General features: G+C 34.2%; 17 protein-coding genes and 1 riboswitch. Of the genes, 9 read left to right on the top strand and 8 right to left on the bottom strand.

Annotated features, from left to right (window positions below; genetic code table 11):
• Position 1: 1 nt before the first annotated feature.
• Together yigB and uvrD are read left to right on the top strand one after the other, a co-directional pair.
• On the top strand, positions 2-715 hold the full coding sequence (gene yigB / locus A9G13_RS06285; protein ID WP_065556737.1) for a 5-amino-6-(5-phospho-D-ribitylamino)uracil phosphatase YigB: 714 nt from the start codon (positions 2-4) through the stop codon (positions 713-715).
• A gap of 198 nt (positions 716-913) precedes the next feature.
• The gene (gene uvrD / locus A9G13_RS06290) at positions 914-3,124 is read left to right on the top strand and encodes a DNA helicase II (RefSeq protein WP_218059173.1); all 2,211 of its coding nucleotides are present in this window, start codon (positions 914-916) and stop codon (positions 3,122-3,124) included.
• Positions 3,125-3,195: 71 nt separating this feature from the next.
• On the opposite strand, the gene cyaY is transcribed toward uvrD, so the two are convergent.
• The 6 genes from cyaY to A9G13_RS06320 all read right to left on the bottom strand — a co-directional run bounded on the left by cyaY (position 3,196) and on the right by A9G13_RS06320 (position 6,480).
• On the bottom strand, positions 3,196-3,507 hold the full coding sequence (gene cyaY, locus A9G13_RS06295; RefSeq protein ID WP_065556739.1) for an iron donor protein CyaY: 312 nt from the start codon (positions 3,505-3,507) through the stop codon (positions 3,196-3,198).
• 90 nt (positions 3,508-3,597) lie between these two features.
• Positions 3,598-4,125, bottom strand: a complete 528-nt coding sequence (locus tag A9G13_RS06300) for a surface-adhesin E family protein (RefSeq protein ID WP_065556740.1) — start codon at positions 4,123-4,125, stop codon at positions 3,598-3,600.
• The gene (locus A9G13_RS06305; protein ID WP_065556741.1) at positions 4,122-4,922 is read right to left on the bottom strand and encodes a hypothetical protein; all 801 of its coding nucleotides are present in this window, start codon (positions 4,920-4,922) and stop codon (positions 4,122-4,124) included. The genes A9G13_RS06300 and A9G13_RS06305 overlap by 4 nt, the downstream gene beginning before the upstream one ends.
• A gap of 89 nt (positions 4,923-5,011) precedes the next feature.
• The gene (locus A9G13_RS06310; protein WP_065556742.1) at positions 5,012-5,638 is read right to left on the bottom strand and encodes a thiamine diphosphokinase; all 627 of its coding nucleotides are present in this window, start codon (positions 5,636-5,638) and stop codon (positions 5,012-5,014) included.
• A 13-nt stretch (positions 5,639-5,651) separates the two neighbouring features.
• A complete protein-coding gene (gene rimI / locus A9G13_RS06315) occupies positions 5,652-6,104 on the bottom strand; it encodes a ribosomal protein S18-alanine N-acetyltransferase (protein ID WP_065556743.1) in 453 nt (150 codons plus the stop codon).
• Positions 6,073-6,480: a DNA polymerase III subunit psi gene (locus A9G13_RS06320; protein ID WP_065556744.1), complete on the bottom strand. Its 408-nt coding sequence runs from the start codon at positions 6,478-6,480 to the stop codon at positions 6,073-6,075. The genes rimI and A9G13_RS06320 overlap by 32 nt, the downstream gene beginning before the upstream one ends.
• An 87-nt stretch (positions 6,481-6,567) precedes the next feature.
• Between A9G13_RS06320 and rsmC the strand changes: the two genes are divergently transcribed.
• A complete protein-coding gene (gene rsmC / locus A9G13_RS06325) occupies positions 6,568-7,602 on the top strand; it encodes a 16S rRNA (guanine(1207)-N(2))-methyltransferase RsmC (protein WP_065556745.1) in 1,035 nt (344 codons plus the stop codon).
• Between the two features lie 126 nt (positions 7,603-7,728).
• Here rsmC and hemN read toward each other — a convergent pair whose 3' ends face one another.
• Together hemN and yihI are read right to left on the bottom strand one after the other, a co-directional pair.
• Positions 7,729-9,132, bottom strand: coding sequence for an oxygen-independent coproporphyrinogen III oxidase (gene hemN / locus A9G13_RS06330; RefSeq protein ID WP_065556746.1), 1,404 nt, complete (start codon positions 9,130-9,132; stop codon positions 7,729-7,731).
• 191 nt (positions 9,133-9,323) lie between these two features.
• A complete protein-coding gene (yihI, locus tag A9G13_RS06335) occupies positions 9,324-9,815 on the bottom strand; it encodes a Der GTPase-activating protein YihI (protein WP_065556747.1) in 492 nt (163 codons plus the stop codon).
• A 172-nt stretch (positions 9,816-9,987) separates the two neighbouring features.
• On the opposite strand from yihI, the gene coaA reads away from it, so the two are divergent.
• From coaA to A9G13_RS06365, 6 genes are all read left to right on the top strand, one after another.
• Positions 9,988-10,923, top strand: a complete 936-nt coding sequence (gene coaA / locus A9G13_RS06340; protein WP_065556748.1) for a type I pantothenate kinase — start codon at positions 9,988-9,990, stop codon at positions 10,921-10,923.
• A 22-nt stretch (positions 10,924-10,945) separates the two neighbouring features.
• The gene (locus A9G13_RS06345) at positions 10,946-11,380 is read left to right on the top strand and encodes a DUF1090 domain-containing protein (protein WP_065556749.1); all 435 of its coding nucleotides are present in this window, start codon (positions 10,946-10,948) and stop codon (positions 11,378-11,380) included.
• A gap of 164 nt (positions 11,381-11,544) precedes the next feature.
• Positions 11,545-11,589, top strand: a riboswitch (PreQ1 riboswitch).
• Positions 11,590-11,593: 4 nt separating this feature from the next.
• Positions 11,594-12,067: a preQ(1) synthase gene (queF, locus tag A9G13_RS06350; protein WP_065556750.1), complete on the top strand. Its 474-nt coding sequence runs from the start codon at positions 11,594-11,596 to the stop codon at positions 12,065-12,067.
• A gap of 26 nt (positions 12,068-12,093) precedes the next feature.
• The gene (gene queC / locus A9G13_RS06355; protein WP_065556751.1) at positions 12,094-12,750 is read left to right on the top strand and encodes a 7-cyano-7-deazaguanine synthase QueC; all 657 of its coding nucleotides are present in this window, start codon (positions 12,094-12,096) and stop codon (positions 12,748-12,750) included.
• A gap of 56 nt (positions 12,751-12,806) precedes the next feature.
• A complete protein-coding gene (locus A9G13_RS06360; RefSeq protein ID WP_065556752.1) occupies positions 12,807-13,511 on the top strand; it encodes a 7-cyano-7-deazaguanine/7-aminomethyl-7-deazaguanine transporter in 705 nt (234 codons plus the stop codon).
• A gap of 260 nt (positions 13,512-13,771) precedes the next feature.
• Positions 13,772-18,883 (top strand): alpha-2-macroglobulin family protein, encoded by a 5,112-nt coding sequence (locus tag A9G13_RS06365; RefSeq protein ID WP_065556753.1) that lies wholly within the window; start codon positions 13,772-13,774, stop codon positions 18,881-18,883.
• Positions 18,884-18,919 lie beyond the last annotated feature (36 nt).

Raw genomic sequence — 18,919 nt, forward strand, 5'->3', positions numbered from 1 at the left:
AATGCATTTTTATCGGGCAATTGACAGTATTAAAGCCATCACTTTTGATCTTGACGATACTTTATACAACAATAGTATGATCGTTGAACGTGCCGAAGATAAGCTCATAAAACAACTGCAACAAAATGCTCAATTACAAGACCTGACATTAGCAAGCTTTCATGCTGAAAAAAAATCATTATTGGACAGTAATCCCGAAATTTACCATGATGTTATTGTTTGGCGAACAGAAACAATAAAATCCCTATTAATTAAGGCTAAAATTCCAACTATACAAATTCCTAATATTATTGACGAATCTCTAGCAACTTTTAATTTTTGGCGGCATCAAATGCAAGTTCCGCAAGCTACTCATACTTTATTAACCAAATTAGCTGCTAAATATCCTTTAGCAGTTATTACTAATGGTAATGTAGAGATAGCAAAAATTGGTTTAGATGACTATTTTCAATTTTCATTAAGGGGTGGTGTAAATGGACGTTCAAAGCCTTTTCCAGAAATCTTTGCATTAGCTGCACAAAAATTAGCAATACCCGGTCAACAAATATTACATGTAGGTGATAATCTTTTTACGGATGTTAATGGTGCAATTAACACTGGCTTATTAACCTGTTGGTTAAATATTTTCGATCAGGATATTTTGCACCTCTCGGAAGCTAGATGTTTGCCTCATATTGAAATAAGTCAATTGCCAGAATTAGATAATCTGTTATAATCTAGCGCTCATGTATAAATAGACAGTCAATTAATATACTTACTTATATTGCATTGAGTTAACTACCTATCTTTATGTCCCATTGAATGCTAATCAACTAAGCAGCATAGTGAAAGATAATGAGTATATTGATAATAACAAAAAAAACAAAACCGATTAATGGTTATTCTTATCTAAATAGCTTAAGACAAAATGGAAATGAATAAATTATTATTAACAGATCTGAATACTGAACAACAACAAGCCGTGGTAACGGATAGTCAATATACCATTGTACTTGCTGGTGCCGGTAGTGGTAAAACACGAGTCTTGGTTCACCGGATTGCTTGGTTATGTCTTGAAAAAAATTACTCTCCACATTCTATTTTTGCGGTGACCTTCACCAATAAAGCAGCAATGGAAATGCAAGGCCGCATCAAATCATTAGTTGGAGAAGGGTACTCTACTGGTATGTGGGTTGGTACATTTCATGGTTTAACCAATCGTTTGTTACGTATGTTTCCTGAACAAGCTAACTTGCCAGCAAATTTTCAACTTATTGATAACGAAGATCAAAATCGTTTGATAAAGCGAATTTTTCGTGAATTACAAATAGATGAAAAGCAAAATTCGCCTAAAGAATGTGTGGCTTTTATTTCAACTCAGAAAGAAAAAGGTTTACGGCCGGATGATTTTGTTGCCGAAGATCCTAAACAAGCGATGTGGCAAAATATTTATCGCGATTATCAAGTTATTTGTGACCGTGTTGGTTACGTGGATTTTTCCGAATTAATACTCCGTACTTATGAACTTTTATGTAGTAATGAGGAAGTTTTACATTATTGTCGGCGACGGTTTGCTAATATTTTAATTGATGAATTTCAAGATACCAATTTAATCCAGTATCGTTTGGTTAAAAAATTAGCTGGTACCACAGCTAATGTCATGATTGTTGGTGATGATGATCAGTCCATTTATAGTTGGCGTGGTGCCAATGCAGATAACTTACAATTATTTATAAAAGATTATCCCGATACTGAAATTGTTCGACTAGAGCAAAACTACCGCTCGACTAGTACTATTTTAGATGCCGCCAATAAATTAATTGCCAATAATAAAAAACGGTTAGGGAAAAATTTGTGGACTGATATTGGGATAGGTGAAAAAATATCACTTTATGTTGCCTTTAATGACATAGATGAGGCTCGCTTTGTTATAGGGCAAATTATAAAACGGCATGCTGAAGGTGACCTCTATTCCAATTGTGCCATTTTGTATCGTAATAATTCGCAATCGCGTATTTTTGAAGATACATTGTTGCAAGCAGGATTACCTTATCAGATTTATGGTTCTATTCGTTTTTATGAGCGGCAAGAAGTTAAATTAGCATTATCTTATTTACGTTTACTACATGATCATAATAATGATATGGCTTTTGAAGCTACTATTAATACTCCAACACGGGGTATTGGTGACATAACTCTAGATAAAATTAAGCTTACAGCTAAACAAAATAACATTTCATTATGGGATGCTTGTTTAATTCTTATTCAGACTAATGGATTAAATGAAAGGCAGTGTTCAGGTATTAGTCGCTTCTTAGAATTAATGGAATCGATTTATAATGAAGTCGAGTTATTACCTTTTTATAAACAACTCGGAGCAATTATTAAATTATCTGGTGTGCAACACATGTATGAACAAGAGCCGGGAATAAAAGGGCAAGCAAAGCTAGAAAATCTTGAGGAATTAGTATCTGCTGCTGAACAATTTTATAGTACTAACTCGGCAACCTTGATTGAAACAGAGCAAACTAGTGAAACCGGTGAGACTCTTACCTTATTGGAATCTTTTTTAGCTCATACTTCGTTAGAAAGTCGTGATGTGATTAAAGATCAAGACTCGGTGCAGTTAATGACATTACATTCAGCTAAAGGATTAGAGTTTGATAATGTTTTTATAGTTGGGCTAGAAGAAGGTATTTTTCCGACGCAACGTTCAGCACAAGAATTGGACAAAATGGAAGAAGAAAGACGTTTAGCCTATGTTGGTATTACTCGTGCTCGTAAATACCTTACGCTAACGTTATGCGAATCTAGGCGACTATATGGACGTGAGGAACGTCATTTACCTTCTCGTTTTTTAGATGAGTTACCTATCGAAAATCTAAATGAAATTAGTAACTACGGAATTAATTTAGAATACCAATATGGGCAAAAAAATGAAAACGAACGCAAAAAAACTTATAAGAAAAAAACAAGCCCGAATGATGGTTATAAATTGGGACGTAAGGTTAAACATCTTCGCTTTGGTGAAGGAACGATTGTTAACTTAGAAGGTGAAGGAGAACATCGTCGTGTGCAAATTGCTTTTGTTGATGAAGGTGTAAAATGGCTAGTGATAAAACTAGCTAATCTAACTTTACTTTAATAATATGCAGTTCTATTTCTTGGGAAGTAACGTTTCAAACGGCTTCCCTTTAAAATTCTTGGTTATAACGATTAAGATATAGCTTGTTCGGTCACAGCTTCCGCAAAAATTTTATCGAATGATAAGCCGGTACGATTACAAAGCCATTGATTATTTACATAATCAAAATGATACCCTTGTTTACGGGTTGCCAGCCAAATTTGTAAAAGAGGTTCTTGAGTATTAACAATAATTTTGCTGTTATTAGGGAAGGTAACAGTAATCACATTACCATGTGTTTCATAGTCAATATCACAATCATGTTCATCAGCATAATTATCTAAAAATAATTCAATATTATTAAAGAGTTGATCAGTAATTGAATGGAATTCAGTGATATTCATATATATAATCTATCTAATGAAAACAATATCAGAATAGTAGCATAAAGCGTTATATTCTGCCACAGCTTGGTGGCAGAATAAATCGGGGAATTAATCAGTTTTTTGTTGGTCAGCGAGTGGTAAAGAACAAGCAATAATGATAAATTGATGATCTTCATTTTTGGGTTTTGCATCTACCCAACGGTGAGGAGTATCACTACTATCAATTAATTTACCATCTGCAAAATATTTTTCAAATATTTGAATAGTACCTTTGGCTATTTCTTTTCGATCACAATTAGCATATTGCATAACTTTTAACGATCTATAAGTTTGTTTGGGACTATTATTATCTTTAGATACTTGCTCAGGTGCAAAATTAATTATTTCCGCGAAAACGCGAATTTTTTTATTGTAAGGATGTAAAGCTACTGAATTTTTATCAATGAATGAATAGCTAAAAACATTATCTTCTTTAGTTTTTTTAATGGGGATATATTGTTTACCAACTCTAGAATCATTTAGAATTTCATTAGTATTAGTAGTAATTAGATCATTGTTAGTTGTATTACTCGTATCTGTATTATTACTTGACGCGGTAAAAGAAAAGAGAATCAATAATAAGCATAATTTTTTCATTTAGATTTTCTCTCCATTATTTTGTCATTTTCGTTTATTTTATTATCAGTGTTGGGTTGAGATGGTTGATTTTGTTGTTGTTCAACTTCTTTTTGTTTTTTTAATTTTAAAGCGTTAATCTTTTCTTGTCTTTTAGCTTCTATATTTTCGTATATAGGTTTCATATCAGGTCTGTTAGTATACAAGATTTCTTTAGTTATATCCCCTTGAATAGAACAAACGATACGAGTTTGATTATTGGTTATCGGTTCTAAATAAAGTGATTTTTCTACTGTACCTTGCCTTGGAATTACCCCATCAATTGCATAAGGATTAGCTTGCCAATCATTAGTTTTATTAGTGCGATCATAAATTTGCGTATTAGCTACATAAGTTTTGGAAGTGTAAGGCATCCAATTGAGTTTATTAAATGTTTGTTTAGTTTTATCTAAATTATCGTTTAGAGTAAAACCCCAATAATAGTATTGACCATAAAAAGGAGTCTCAATAAAAATATTTTGATAGCCTGTAATAGTTAATCCCTTGTAATGAATTGGTTCTTTAAATACTACACTGTTTTTATCCTTTTTTTGTACATTTTCTACAGGAATATAGGCAACATTATCAATAGTAGCTAAATCAAAAAATTGTTTAAATGTGGTTTGGTTTTTTGCTAATTGTTGAAAAAACTGAGCATCACAGGTAAGAAAAGAGTCGATAAGTTTATCAGTAGCAGTCTCAACAGAATTATTTTGAGCTAAAGCCATGCATGGTGTAACTAACGAATAAATAAGCAACGGCAGTTTTTTTAGAAGCATAATATATTCCTAAATTCCATTAATTTTATTAGTTTTATAGATTATTTTATATGCTGTAGTGTAAAGGAATGTAAATAATAATGTCAATCTTAACTATGTAAATCTTCTACGAAAACTAATAAATCTCCCGTCTTAAAATTAATTTCTATTTGATCTATGATTGCTTTATTACGCAAGCTAGTTAATCCCCCAAATATTAGTGTTTTATCGGTTAAAGGATATTCAAAACCAGTAATGGTTAATCCCGTTACTTTTGGCATTGGTAGCAGCGAAATAATACAATGTTTTACATGGTTTATTATTTCATGGTGATTGGCGTAAAAAAAGTGGCAATAGTTATCATGAAAAATGATTTTATATTGGCGGTAATAATGCTTTGCTACTGAAAGGTTACCCAAAAAATGATCACTCGCATGACCTGATGCACCATAAACGGAAAATTCAGTTATCCCTTTAGATGATAAGAATAACAGTGCTTTTTCAAAATCTGTTTTACTTTGATCAGGGGTGTGAATAATCTGAATTTGTTCGGCAATGGCTTTAGTTTTATCCCAACTGTCTAAATCACCAATAATAAAATTCGGTATAATGGAAGTATGAGCTAAATAATTATGATAAGCACCATCCGTACATGCAATGTAGGTGTAGCTGTCTAAATTAGTTGGATAATATTGTGGTGGTTCACCATTTACAAAAAGCAGGGCTTTATTAGTCATTATGGCTTCCTTATTATAATCTTAGAGTAAAAGCCATGATAATGGCATTTTCGTAGTCACCAGTCGCGGTTGGATAATAATTTTTGCGAATAGTAATTTCATTAAAACCCAAAGAATGATACAACTTAATTGCAGCTTGATTCGATTCGCGCACTTCTAACCAAATAGTAGAGGGAGAATTGCTTGCCATTAATCTAGAAATTAATTCATTAAGCAGATCCTTTGCCAGCCCTTGCTGCCTGAATTGAGGGTGAATGGCTATATTAAATAGGTTGGCTTCATCAGCTACTGTCTGGCAAATACAAAAACCGACTATTTGCTGATCAATGCATATTTTGAGATTTAAATAACTCTCACCTTGGTTTGAATAAAAGATCTGTTTTGACCATGGTATTACATGGCAGAGCAGTTCTAACTGGTAAGCCTCAGCTAAATCATGTCCGTTCAGGGTGGAAATAGTTTTCATATTGACATAACTGTTGCCAAAGTTGGCGTTTTAGTTGTGGTCTACTAGCCAGCTGTTCTAAGCTAATAGTCTGAATAGTAAGTTGATGCAGCCATGAGTCAGTTGGTTTAACATCAATAAACCAAATAACAGTTTGGATCTCGTTTGTTGGCATAATGAGTTGTGATGGCGTTAATATAATTACTTGATCTGCGCTCAATTGGATAGCTTTTAAAATATCATAATAGATTTTTTGTGTAGGCGGTTGCTTGGCCACAACAATTAAACGGATATCATCGCCTATCTGTGTTGCAATTTCACCTTTTAACACTGCTGGGTTGCGTAAAACATATTGAGTAATATTACACTGTTTTAAATACCAATCTTGTGCGTTCATTATTGGATAGCTTTTTTATTAGGGATTAAGTTGGCTTAATTGTATAATTATGGGCTAAATTTATAAAGTTTTTTTGATTGAGGCAATATGGCAGCATACGCTTATACTCCCGCAAGTCAAGTACTTGAACGTCACCAAGATTTTTTTTGTGATAAAAATGTAATTATTGCAGGTGATATTCAAGATAGTTATCCGGCAGTTATTCCAGCAAAACATGTAAAAATTCACTGTAGTCAATTTCACACTTATTTACGTTTGCATAATAGTTCCCGAGAAACTATTTTTTCATTTCAACCTAATGCCGAATTTTATACAGGTATGAATACCTTAATTTACTATTGGCCAAAAACCAAGAGTGAAGCACAATTTCAATTATCCTATTTATTGCATAATATGCCTAAAGATAGTGATATTTTTATTGTTGGTGAAAACCGCACTGGTGTTAAAAGTGTTGAAGCGTTATTAACGGATTTTGGTAACATTCAAAAAATAGATAGTGCCAGGCGTTGTGGATTATACCATTTTCATGCTGATAGCCGTTTAGCGTTTGCTTTATCCGAGTGGTGGTTAAGTTATCAATTAACCATCGAAAAGCAAAAAATTGTAATTAAAAGCTTACCTGGAGTATTTAGTCAAAAAGGATTAGATGCTGGTAGTGACTTGCTATTAAACGCATTGCTAGAACATACAGATATTATTAAAGGTTCGGTTTTAGATGTTGGCTGCGGTTCCGGTATATTGGCAACAGTAATTGGCAAATTATATCCCGATATTAAATTGACTTTATCTGATGTGAGTAGCGTCGCCATTGAATCGAGTAAGGCAACTTTAGCTTGTAATCAGGTTGAAGGGCAAGTTGCGGCTAGTGATGTTTTTTCACATTTGCAAGATAAATATCAATTAATCGTCTCTAATCCACCATTTCATGATGGCAAAGAAACTAGTTATATTGCAGTTAATTCATTGATTAAAGAAGCTAAAAAACACTTAAAACTTAATGGTTATTTATGTATTGTGGCAAATTCATTTTTACCTTATCAAACCCTATTGGATGAAACTTTTAATAAGGTAGAAGTGATCGCGCAAACGACCAAGTTTAAAGTCTATTTAGCTAGTCACTGAGTCAAATTATAATACCACAATGAATAACTTTTGATCATTAAGTTACGGCATTGGTCGTAACTTAAAAGGAATTACACATAAATAATTAATTTCTTAATTTGGTAGGTTAATCCAAAAACTATTGTCTTAAATCACTCGCGAAAATTGTTGTTGGCGGGCTATTCTGCGCATATAGATATCAAAACACATACAAATATTACGAATCAATAAATGACCTTTCGGTGGTACTTCAATAGTATGGGCAGTAACTACGACTAAACCGTCTTGTTGCAAAGGTTCCAATAGTTTTAGATCTTCACTAAAATAATCATCAAATTGAATATTATATTGCTGTTCAATCTGTTTTTTATCTAAATAAAAGTGACAGATTAGTTGTTTTATGACACTGCGACGGATCATATCGTCACGATTCAAATTAAATCCTTTCCATAAACCATTACCAATTTTTTCGACTTGAGTTTGATAGCTATTTAGATCTTTCTGATTTTGGGCATAACTGTCACCTAACATACTAATAGCTGACACGCCAAGCCCGAGTAAATCAGCATCACCATGAGTGGTATAACCTTGAAAATTACGATGCAGTTTGTTTTGTTGTTGAGCAATGGCTAATTCATCAGTAGGTTTGGCAAAATGATCCATACCAATAAATTGATAACCGGATTGAGTTAATATCTCAATACTGGTTTGTAAAATTTGTAATTTTTGATTGGCATTAGGTAAATCATTATCTTTGATTTTACGTTGTGCAGCAAAACGGTTAGGTAAATGAGCATAATTAAATACACTTAAACGATCGGGTGAAATATCAATTACCTTTTTTAGGGTTTCGCTAAAACTTGTTACAGTTTGTTTAGGTAAACCATAAATTAAATCGAGACTGATTGATTGAAAATTATTTTGGCGCGCCTGTTTGATGAGTGAACGAATAAGATTTTCATCCTGCTCACGATTAATTAAATTTTGAATCTCATGATTAAAGTCTTGGATCCCCATACTTAAACGATTAAAACCTACTTCGGCTAAATGATCAATAGTTTTGGGAGTGATTTCCCGAGGATCTATTTCTATGGATAATTCTGCATTATCAGCAAAATTAAAATGCTGTTTAAGCGAGGTAATAAGGCGAGTAATCTCGTCATCTGTTAAAAATGTAGGTGTGCCCCCCCCCCAATGCATCTGGGTAACTGTACGGTTTTTAAATAATTTGGCTCGCTGTGTAATTTCAATGTCAAGAATATCCAGATATTTGGTTACTTTATGCGTTTGACGAGTAACCAATTTGTTGCAGCCACAAAAGTAACAAAGCTTATGGCAAAAAGGAATATGAATATAAAGAGCTAATGGGCGTTCAGGGTAACGCTGAGTGGCTGCTAAAAAGTCCTGCTCATGAAAATCTTGGTTAAATTCCAGTGCTGTTGGGTATGAGGTATACCTAGGGCCGGAATAATTATATTTTTCGATTAATGCCTGATCCCAAAATATCGGTTTTGTTTGATTTTTATTTAGGTTCAACCCTTTGTTTGACATTGCGTTTCCCATAACTTTTTGAAATGTTTTTTCTTGATAATCTCGTTTGCGTTTTCATTTTGATACGGTTAGTTTTTTTTAAAATTAACAAAGTGCAAATAAATAACCCAAAATACAAACCTATCATGATAAATATCGGCATTGGCTATGCTCTCTTTTTATGGAGAATAACTTACTGAGTAAAACCTTTATTAGTTACGTTTTAATAAACTAATTATATCTTCTGGTTTTTCATCTAATTCATCAAAATCGGCATCAGTATAACCAAGCGTTTGCATCAGTTCATCAATACGATTTAGTTTAGTATCTAGATAAGTTTGTTGCTCCTTCGTTAGCTTACTATTTTGTTCAACAAGATCCAGCAATTGCTCTAATTGGGGATCATTTTCTAGTTGCTCTAGTTCTTGCTCTGGCGATAAAGCAGGTTTGCTAACCTTGGTTGTTGCTGCCACTTTGGTAATATTAACGGCATCTTTGCTTACTAAAGCAATCGGCTTTTTACTGCCTAAGCGAGGATCTCTTTCTGCTTTGTTTGATTTTTTATTGAGTTGATCATCAGTATTATTAAAACGTGAACCACTAGGTAGGCCTTTGTGCTTACGCTTTTTTTTAAGTTCTCGAGATTCTTCGTTGATCTCTTGACGGCTTTTTTTAGTTTTTGGGTTAGATTTCGTTTTTAACATATAAACTTATTTCAATATTTGAATGGCAAATTAATGGTGAGTATTTTAGCAGTAAGTCATTAAGATAGCTATGAATAACACTAGCCACTAATTTATGATTGTAAAAAAGCAAATTTATGTATAATCTGACCCACATAAATTCAACCAATTAGTAATTAAAGAAAAATATATTATGAAAAATCATTTGAGTCCGTATATGCAATTTAACCGCCAAGAATGGGCGGGTTTGCGTAATGCGGTACCAATGACTTTAACCCCTGGAGAGTTAACTTCATTACAAGGGATTAACGAAGATTTATCCATGGATGAAGTTAGTCAGATTTATTTACCTTTGTCGCGATTGCTTAATTATTATATTAGTAATAGTTTAACTAGGCAGGTAGTGTTATCGAAATTTTTAGGAAAAAGCCAAAAAATACCTTATGTGATTGGGATTGCTGGTAGTGTGGCAGTGGGTAAAAGTACTACAGCTCGTGTACTACAAGCATTATTAACACGCTGGCCGGAACACCGTAAAGTAGCATTAGTGACTACCGATGGTTTTTTGTATCCTAATAAATGCCTTGAAGAACGTGGCATTATGAACAAAAAAGGTTTCCCACAGTCTTATGATATTAAGAAATTAATTAACTTTGTTGCCGATGTTAAATCAGGTCAAGCCGAAGTAAAAGCACCAGTTTATTCTCATTTAGTTTATGATATTGTTGAAGATGAGGAAATTACTATTGATTGCCCGGATATTCTGATTTTAGAAGGCTTAAATGTGTTACAAGGAACATTTAATTATCCGCAGGCAAATAATCGCGTATTTGTGTCTGATTATGTCGATTTTTCGATTTATGTCGATGCTGATTTGCCATTATTGCATGACTGGTATGTTAATCGTTTCTTAAAATTTAGAGCCGGGGCTTTTAGTGACCCTAACTCTTATTTTAATCACTATTCACAATTGCCAGAAGAAGAAGTCATCAAGATTGCTAACCGCTTGTGGCGTGAAATTAATGAATTGAACTTAATCGAAAATATTTTGCCAACTCGGGAAAGAGCAAGTTTAATTTTAACCAAAGGTCAAGATCACAGAGTAGATAGTATTCAATTAAGAAAATAAATTTAACTTAACAGGAATTGCTATGAAAACTACAACTAAATTAATCGGTAAATTATCAATATTGGCATTAGTGAGCCTATTTTCATTGGCTAGCTATGCAGCCAATCAAGATGAAGATCAACAGTTAACCTGTAGTGGCAAAAAACAAGCCATTGAAGAGCAAATCAATTTTGCTAAGAAAAATAACAATATTCACCGTGTACAAGGGCTAGAGACCGCTTTAAATGAAGTTAATACTCATTGTACCGATGCTGAGTTAGAGAATAAGTATAAAAAAGAAGTCAGTGAAAAAACAGCTAAAGTAACAGAAAGACAACAAGAACTAGCCAAAGCCAAAGTCGAAGGTAAACAACAAAAAATTGCTGATAAACAAGCAAAACTAAAGGATGCTGAATCAGAATTGGCAGCAGCTAACGCTAAATTGGCCAAATTTTATCAACAAATTACCGTTCAATAATAAATTTTATACTGAAACGTATACCTCTCAGGAAACATCTTTACAAACCCTACTATTAATAGTAAGTATTAATGGTAGGGTTATACAGACTAAAATTAGCTATTGCGCTTGAAAAGGCTTCTCATACTAGACTTTTTTACTCAAAAAGAGTATGGTGTGCGCCTTGTTACGTGGTTCGTGAACCTCCCACGCTAAAAAACTAAGGAATTAATAATGAGCAACATCACCTTATTAGGCGATCAGTCCGTTCGCTATCCGTCGACGTATGCACCCGAAATACTTGAGACTTTTGCTAATAAACATCCTGACAACGATTATTTTGTTAAATTCAATTGCCCTGAATTTACGAGTCTTTGTCCTATTACCGGGCAACCTGACTTTGCCACCATTTATATAGCATATGTGCCGAATATCAAAATGGTGGAAAGCAAATCCCTAAAACTCTATCTGTTCAGCTTCCGTAATCATGGTGATTATCACGAAGATTGCATCAATATTATTATGCAAGATCTGATTAAATTAATGGATCCTAAATATATCGAAGTCTGGGGTAAATTTACGCCGCGCGGTGGAATCTCTATCGATCCTTATGCTAATTATGGCAAGGTTGGTACTCGTTGGGAGCAAATTGCGGTTAATCGTTTAGCTAATCACGATCTTTACCCAGAAAAAGTGGATAATCGTTAATCTATTAATTTTATTGGAACAATAAAATGCAACAGCGCAAAGCACTAGTGATCTTCTCAGGTGGTCAAGACTCAACCACTTGTTTACTGCAAGCGATTGCTGATTATGGACGGGAAAATGTCGAAACCATTAGTTTTCATTATGGTCAACGACATGCTATTGAACTTGAAAAAGCTAAATGGATGGCGACTGATCTAGGTGTCAAGCAAACTATCATTGATACTTCAGTGATCAAACAAACCACCAATAATGCCTTGATTGATAGTTCGCAACAGATTCAGCCTGCCCAAGACGGCAATTATCCGAATACCTTTGTTGATGGGCGTAACATGCTATTTCTACTTTTAGCTGGATGTTATGCCAAGCAACAAGGGATTGCGGATATTATTATCGGCGTTTGTGAAACCGATTTTAGTGGTTATCCGGATTGTCGGGATGTGTTTGTTAAATCGATGAATGTCACCATGAATTTGGCTATGGATTATGCTTTTAATATCATCACGCCATTAATGTATTTGACTAAAGCACAAACTTGGGCATTAGCCGATGAATTAGGTTACCTTGATTATGTGCAAACTCATACCCATACCTGTTATTACGGCGTAGAAGGTGGTTGTGGCACTTGCCCAAGTTGTCTATTGCGTGATAAGGGCTTGCAAGAATATTTAGATTCGATTAAATAAATTCTGTTAATTTTATTCAAACTGGGTTCTCTCACCCCATTAAAAAAGGAAATTACATGTACGTTAATGATCATGCTGGGTCAATCCCACATAAATTTACCCGTGAACAACGGCACAAGGCTCTTTATTGGTTAGCTTTTTTCCATATTTTAGTGATTGCTTCGAGCAATTATTTAGTGCAAATCCCTTTTGATATTTTGGGGTTCCATACCACTTGGGGGGCTTTTACTTTTCCATTCATCTTTTTAACCACTGATTTAACTATTCGAGTGTTTGGTGCGAGTTTAGCAAGAAAGATCATTTTTGTGGTGATGATGCCGGCATTGCTATTTTCGTATGCAATTTCGGTGTTGTTTTTCGAAACCCATTGGCTCGGTTTTGCTGCGCTGACCGAATTTAATAGCTTTGTATTTCGTATTGCCTTAGCCAGTTTCTCGGCTTATTTAGTTGGGCAATTAATGGATATTACGGTATTTAACTATTTAAGACAAAATAAAAAATGGTGGGTGGCACCATCAGCATCAGCGGTATTTGGTAATGGTATTGATACTATTGTATTTTTTGCTATCGCTTTTTATCATAGTAGTGACGAGTTTATGGCAATTAATTGGCCTGAAATAGCACTTATAGACTATAGTTTCAAAATTTTAATTTGTGGATTATTCTTCTTGCCACTTTATGGGGTGATTTTAAATCTATTACTAAAAAAATTAGTTGCACTACCACAATACACCAATCAAAGCCAATCGGTGACTGAATAATTTCATCACAAAGCAAATAAAGCTCATGTATCATGGATAAATGGGCTTTAATTTTATTGGAAGATACATATTAAATTTAAATAATTTTAGCTAGCTGAAATATTAGTATTCGTTAATCCAGTCAGAGTGAAAATTTGCATAAACATTTTTGCCAAACTTGATTCCTAAGTGCATAATATATCAACGCTTGATATCATTATAGTGAGAATCTATTTTGATAATAAAATCAAAATGTTGTTTAATAGGAATAGGGTGAAATAATGAGGTTGGTTAAGCAGTTAGCTGTATTGAGTATGCTGTTAGTATTACTCGGTTGTGATAATAAAGATAAAAAAGATTCGGTATCCGCACCGACTAAAACGCAGCCAACATCTGAACTTGTAGATAGTAGCAATAATATTGAGAAGACTAATCCAACTATCCAACCACAAAATACCTTCACACCGACACCTGAATTGATTGAAGAATATCATAATAAACAACTCACGGTTATTGATAGTTCAGAAGTTATTCTTGATGGCTCAAGTACATTAGTGATTACATTTTCAGTGCCTATTAATCCTAAACTGAATTTTTCAAATTTACTTCGTTTAATTGACCATGATAAAGGCAATGTTGATGGTGCTTGGGAACTTTCAGATAATGGTTTGGAATTAAGGCATCGTTATTTGGAACCAAATCGTAAATTAACATTAACTATTGATAAAATGTTAGCTGCAATAAATAACAGTCACTTAAAAGAAGTCTACCAAGTCGAAATTACTACTCAAGATCGTAAACCGATGGTGGGCTTTGCAAGCAACGGTTTTTTACTCCCAAGTAAATCTATGACCGGATTACCGGTTACTACTCTTAATGTAGATAAAGTAGATGTCAATTTTTTCAAAATTAAACCAGAAAAATTATCCGATTTTATGGCTGATTATGGGTTAATTAATCGCTTCACTACTTGGAACTCTAAAAAGTTAAATAATTATGCTGATTTGGTGTTTTCTTCTCGTTTCGATCTCAACCCTAAACGCAATGCTCAAGAAACAGTGTTAATTAATTTATCTACCATTACGGAACTTCAACCTACGGGTGTATATATTGCCGTGATGAATCAAGCTGGCAGTTATAACTATTCTAATCCGGCTACCATGTTTTCAATTAGTAATATTGGGATTTCCGTTCATGCTTATGGCAAAGGTAAATTAGCCGTTATTACCCATGCATTAGATAATGGGCAACCGCTTGCCAATATTAATTTAACGGTGCAATGTGGCAAAAATATACAAGATAGTAATAAAAACTGTACCAATATTAATACCCAAACCGATAAGCAAGGTTACGCCGAGATTACACTGCCTTCTGGAAAAGATTATACAGTGCTTACTGCTAGTGATGGGCAACAAAATTCGTTGGTAAATTTGGATCGCAATGCTCTTGATTTGAGTGAATTTAACTTGACTGGCAGTGCTTTCTATCAAAAACAATTATTTGCATTTGGTCCGCGCGATTTATATCGTCCCCAAGAAACCATTGAATATAATGCGCTATTACGTGACGCTGACGGTAAACCATTACCAGAACAGCCTATTGTTGTTGATGTTATTTCGCCAGATGGGCGAGTTGTAGATAATTTTACGCTTAAAACACAACAGGATACTAAAGGCTTATATCAATGGCACTTTGTTATACCAAGTGATGCAGCTACTGGTAAATGGAGCTTTCGTTTTAATTTAGGTGATGATGATTACCGTTATGCTTATTTTCAAGTTGAAGAATTTTTGCCTGAACGTTTAGCGATGGAAATAAATGTACCCTCAGCTAAACCATTAGTAACAGATCAAGCCATTGATTTTAATATTAAAGGTTGGTATTTATATGGGGCCCCAGCTTCTGGCAATGATTTAACGGGTAATCTTTATCTAAAAAAAGTTGATTCGCTTCCGGAATTGCCTGACTACAAAATTGGCGCAATTACTGATAGCGGTTTCGATCGACAGCTTGATGGTATTGATCAGTTGCTCGATAATAATGGCATTGCTCAAGTTAATGTTGATAGTGATAATTGGACGGATTTCCGTTCGCCAGTAAAACTAGTGATGCAAGCTAGTTTACTCGATTCTGGTGGGCGACCAATTACTCGTTATGCCAGTCAAACCATTTGGCCAGCTAACCAAATGCCTGCTGTACGAGCATTATTTTCCGAACAAGCGTATTATGATTGGTCAACGGATCGTTATGAAAAGCGTCCAACAGTCGATAAAAATGCCGTCGCCGATTTTGAAGTGGCTTATATTAATACTGATGGGCAAAAATTAGCGACTAATAATTTGAAAGCGCGCATTATTTGTGAACGTCGTGATTATTATTGGACTTGGTCTGATGATGAAGGTTGGAAACAAAATTATAATGCAAGTGAATTTACCCTTTATGAAGAAAAATTATCAATTCCGGAAAATGGTAGTGCTAAAGTAAGTTATCATCCGGATAATTATGGTTCGTATCGGCTTGAAGTAGTGGATACTAAAAATAACATTATCAGTAGTATGCGTTTTTGGAGTGGTTATAATTGGTCCGATAATACCAATGGTACTAATGCCGTGCGCCCTGATCAGGTTAAATTAAGTATTGATAAAGCGTTATATGCAGTAGGTGATACCGCTAAAGTGCATGTACAAGCTCCGGTTGCTGGCTCAGGTTATATTTCGCTTGAAACTAATGATGGCATGTTATGGAAACAAGATATTAGAGTTGATGAAAATGGATTAGATGTCGAGATTCCGATTCAAGATTGGGGTCGTCATGATATTTATATTAGTGCCATGATTATTCGACCATCAACCAATGCTTCAGTGCAAACAATCAAACGAGCAATTGGTTTGCTTTATTTACCTCTTGATACTTCGTCCCGACAATTAAATATTGCCATTGAAGCACCACTAAAAACTGAACCAGAAAAAACTATTCCTATAAAAGTAAAAATGGATAAACAATTAATCCAGAAAGATCAGCAGGTAACTGTATTGTTATCGGCAGTTGATTCAGGAGTATTAAATATAACAGATTTTGTTACTCCCGATCCTTACAGTGCATTTCTTGGACGTAAACGCTATGATGTCGATTTATACGATGTGTATGGCAAATTAATCGAAGGTTCCGGACGCAATGTCAATATGAGTTTCGGAGGGGACGCGTTACTTAGTCAAAACGCTGCTGGTGGTAAAAAACCATTAACTCAAGTTAATATTGTTGCACAGCAACTCAAAACCATTCAATTAAATGAAGATGGTGAAGGTATTGTTGATCTAACACTACCTAATTTTAATGGTGAATTACGCTTGATGGCTCAGGCATGGGATGATAACCGCTTTGGTAAAACTGAACAAAAAATGGTCGTAGCTGCTCCAGTAGTAGCGGAGTTATCAATACCAAGGTTTTTATCAGGTGGTGATAAGGCGGTATTGGCATTAGATCTAAATAATTTGACAGAAAAAGCGCAAACTTTACAAATTGATGTTGCTACTACAGGTTTGATTCAACAAACAATATCCAAACTAAATACCATTACAATTGATAGTAAGCAACGCCAAATTATATCTGTTCCTATTACTGCTGATTATGGTTATGGAGAAGGAACATTAACCGTTAATATCAAAGATATCGTATTGGAAGATGGTTCTGATTATCAAATTAAACGTTCATGGCAAGTAGGAGTTAGGCCAGCCTATACAGGCACAACTAAAAATTATGCAGTAGCTATTAATGATGGTCAAAGTTGGACGTTTCCAGCTTCTGATATGGTTAATTTAATAGATAATACGATTGATGGTAAATTAGTCGTATCTAATCAGCCACCACTTAATATTGCACAATATATTAAAAGTTTGTTTGCTTATCCTTATGGTTGTTTAGAACAAACTATCAGTGGACTGTATCCATCTTTATATGTTAATCAAGAACAACTTACCGCCTTAGGAATCAAAACTGAATCAGACGATAAACGTCGTGAAAAAGTACAAATAGGTATTTCACGTATTTTATCTATGCAACGCAATAATGGTGGTTTTGGTTTATGGAGTAGTGAGGGCGATGAAGACCATTGGCTTTCAGTGCATGCTACCAATTTTTTACTGCAAGCAAAAGAGCGTGGTTATCATGTTAACGATGCTGCACTCAATGCTGCTATGAATCGCATAGGCCAATATACTTATGATATTAATGCTTTTAATAGTTTACCAAACTATTATGATGATTCGGTGGCGAGTGACTATGTTCAATTTGCTACTAAAGCTTATGCATTAATGGTATTGGCGCAGCAAAATAAAATTACCCCAGCGATGCGTAATGAAATTAATCGTATGTCGCAGCAATTAGATAATAATAATGCATTAGCTTTATCTCCATTGCCTATTGTTCAGTTGGCTTTATCAGCTAAGATTACCGGTTTTGAGAATATTTATAACAATTTAATGGCTAAAGCTTTAACCACAAATTACCGTAATCAAAATGCTTGGTTAGGTGATTATGGCAGTGAAGTCCGTGATAAAGCCTTAGTTTTATCACTATTAATTGATAATGATTTAAGTGCTGATAAACAAGCAAGTTATTTGTTTAATTTATCCGATTTATTAAATGATAAACGCTATTTTTCTACTCAAGAACTCAATGCTTTATTTATGGCTGGTTGGTCTTTAGAGCAACATAAAAATGCGCAAGAATTTAAAGTTAAAATTAATCATCAAGTGAAAGATGTAACTAAAAGCTTGTCGCGCTCATTAGATTTTGCTGAGTTGACCAAAGGATTAACGGTTGCTAACGAGAATAATGCTGAACCTCTATATATTAAATTTACACTTTCAGGTTATAGTAAAAATGCACCGGCACCTACCGCTAATGATAATATTTTGACTATTAATCGTAATTATTATGATTTACAAGGCAATGCAATTAAACCTGACCAATTGAAAGTAGGTGATTTGCTGGTGATTGTATTAGATGTAACTGCGCGTGAAAGTATTCATGATGCTTTGATTGTCGATTTTTTACCGGCTGGATTAGAGCTTGAAAATCAAAATCTAATGAATAGTAGTGTTAATTTATTAGCGATTCCTGAGTTAGCAAATTTACTCAAAGATGAAGATAGTAATGATGTTAAATATCAAGAATATCGTGATGATAGGTATGTTGCCGCAGTAGATATTCGTGATTATGTTGACACTAATAAATATCGTAAACGGGTGGCGTATTTAGTGCGAGCGGTTACTGCTGGTAATTATATGATTCCTTATCCTTATGTTGAGTCGATGTACCGTCCAGAACGATTCGCAATAGGTAAATCGCTTGATTTAATGTCAATTGTTGAACGTAATGCTTCTCAACAGTAACTTAAATCAGAGTATAAGCGATTTATTGGGTTAAAT

Origin of the sequence: Gilliamella sp. wkB178 (assembly GCF_001690705.1) — a bacterium.
GTDB lineage: Bacteria > Pseudomonadota > Gammaproteobacteria > Enterobacterales > Orbaceae > Gilliamella > Gilliamella apicola_K.

What these genes read in the sequence shown, in the direction of transcription:
- yigB (WP_065556737.1), top strand. Translation starts at nt 2, where the DNA reads ATGCATTTTTATCGGGCAATTGACAGTATTAAAGCCATCACTTTTGAT.
- uvrD (WP_218059173.1), top strand. Translation starts at nt 914, where the DNA reads ATGAATAAATTATTATTAACAGATCTGAATACTGAACAACAACAAGCC.
- cyaY (WP_065556739.1), bottom strand. Translation starts at nt 3,507, where the DNA reads ATGAATATCACTGAATTCCATTCAATTACTGATCAACTCTTTAATAAT.
- A9G13_RS06300 (WP_065556740.1), bottom strand. Translation starts at nt 4,125, where the DNA reads ATGAAAAAATTATGCTTATTATTGATTCTCTTTTCTTTTACCGCGTCA.
- A9G13_RS06305 (WP_065556741.1), bottom strand. Translation starts at nt 4,922, where the DNA reads ATGCTTCTAAAAAAACTGCCGTTGCTTATTTATTCGTTAGTTACACCA.
- A9G13_RS06310 (WP_065556742.1), bottom strand. Translation starts at nt 5,638, where the DNA reads ATGACTAATAAAGCCCTGCTTTTTGTAAATGGTGAACCACCACAATAT.
- rimI (WP_065556743.1), bottom strand. Translation starts at nt 6,104, where the DNA reads ATGAAAACTATTTCCACCCTGAACGGACATGATTTAGCTGAGGCTTAC.
- A9G13_RS06320 (WP_065556744.1), bottom strand. Translation starts at nt 6,480, where the DNA reads ATGAACGCACAAGATTGGTATTTAAAACAGTGTAATATTACTCAATAT.
- rsmC (WP_065556745.1), top strand. Translation starts at nt 6,568, where the DNA reads ATGGCAGCATACGCTTATACTCCCGCAAGTCAAGTACTTGAACGTCAC.
- hemN (WP_065556746.1), bottom strand. Translation starts at nt 9,132, where the DNA reads ATGTCAAACAAAGGGTTGAACCTAAATAAAAATCAAACAAAACCGATA.
- yihI (WP_065556747.1), bottom strand. Translation starts at nt 9,815, where the DNA reads ATGTTAAAAACGAAATCTAACCCAAAAACTAAAAAAAGCCGTCAAGAG.
- coaA (WP_065556748.1), top strand. Translation starts at nt 9,988, where the DNA reads ATGAAAAATCATTTGAGTCCGTATATGCAATTTAACCGCCAAGAATGG.
- A9G13_RS06345 (WP_065556749.1), top strand. Translation starts at nt 10,946, where the DNA reads ATGAAAACTACAACTAAATTAATCGGTAAATTATCAATATTGGCATTA.
- queF (WP_065556750.1), top strand. Translation starts at nt 11,594, where the DNA reads ATGAGCAACATCACCTTATTAGGCGATCAGTCCGTTCGCTATCCGTCG.
- queC (WP_065556751.1), top strand. Translation starts at nt 12,094, where the DNA reads ATGCAACAGCGCAAAGCACTAGTGATCTTCTCAGGTGGTCAAGACTCA.
- A9G13_RS06360 (WP_065556752.1), top strand. Translation starts at nt 12,807, where the DNA reads ATGTACGTTAATGATCATGCTGGGTCAATCCCACATAAATTTACCCGT.
- A9G13_RS06365 (WP_065556753.1), top strand. Translation starts at nt 13,772, where the DNA reads ATGAGGTTGGTTAAGCAGTTAGCTGTATTGAGTATGCTGTTAGTATTA.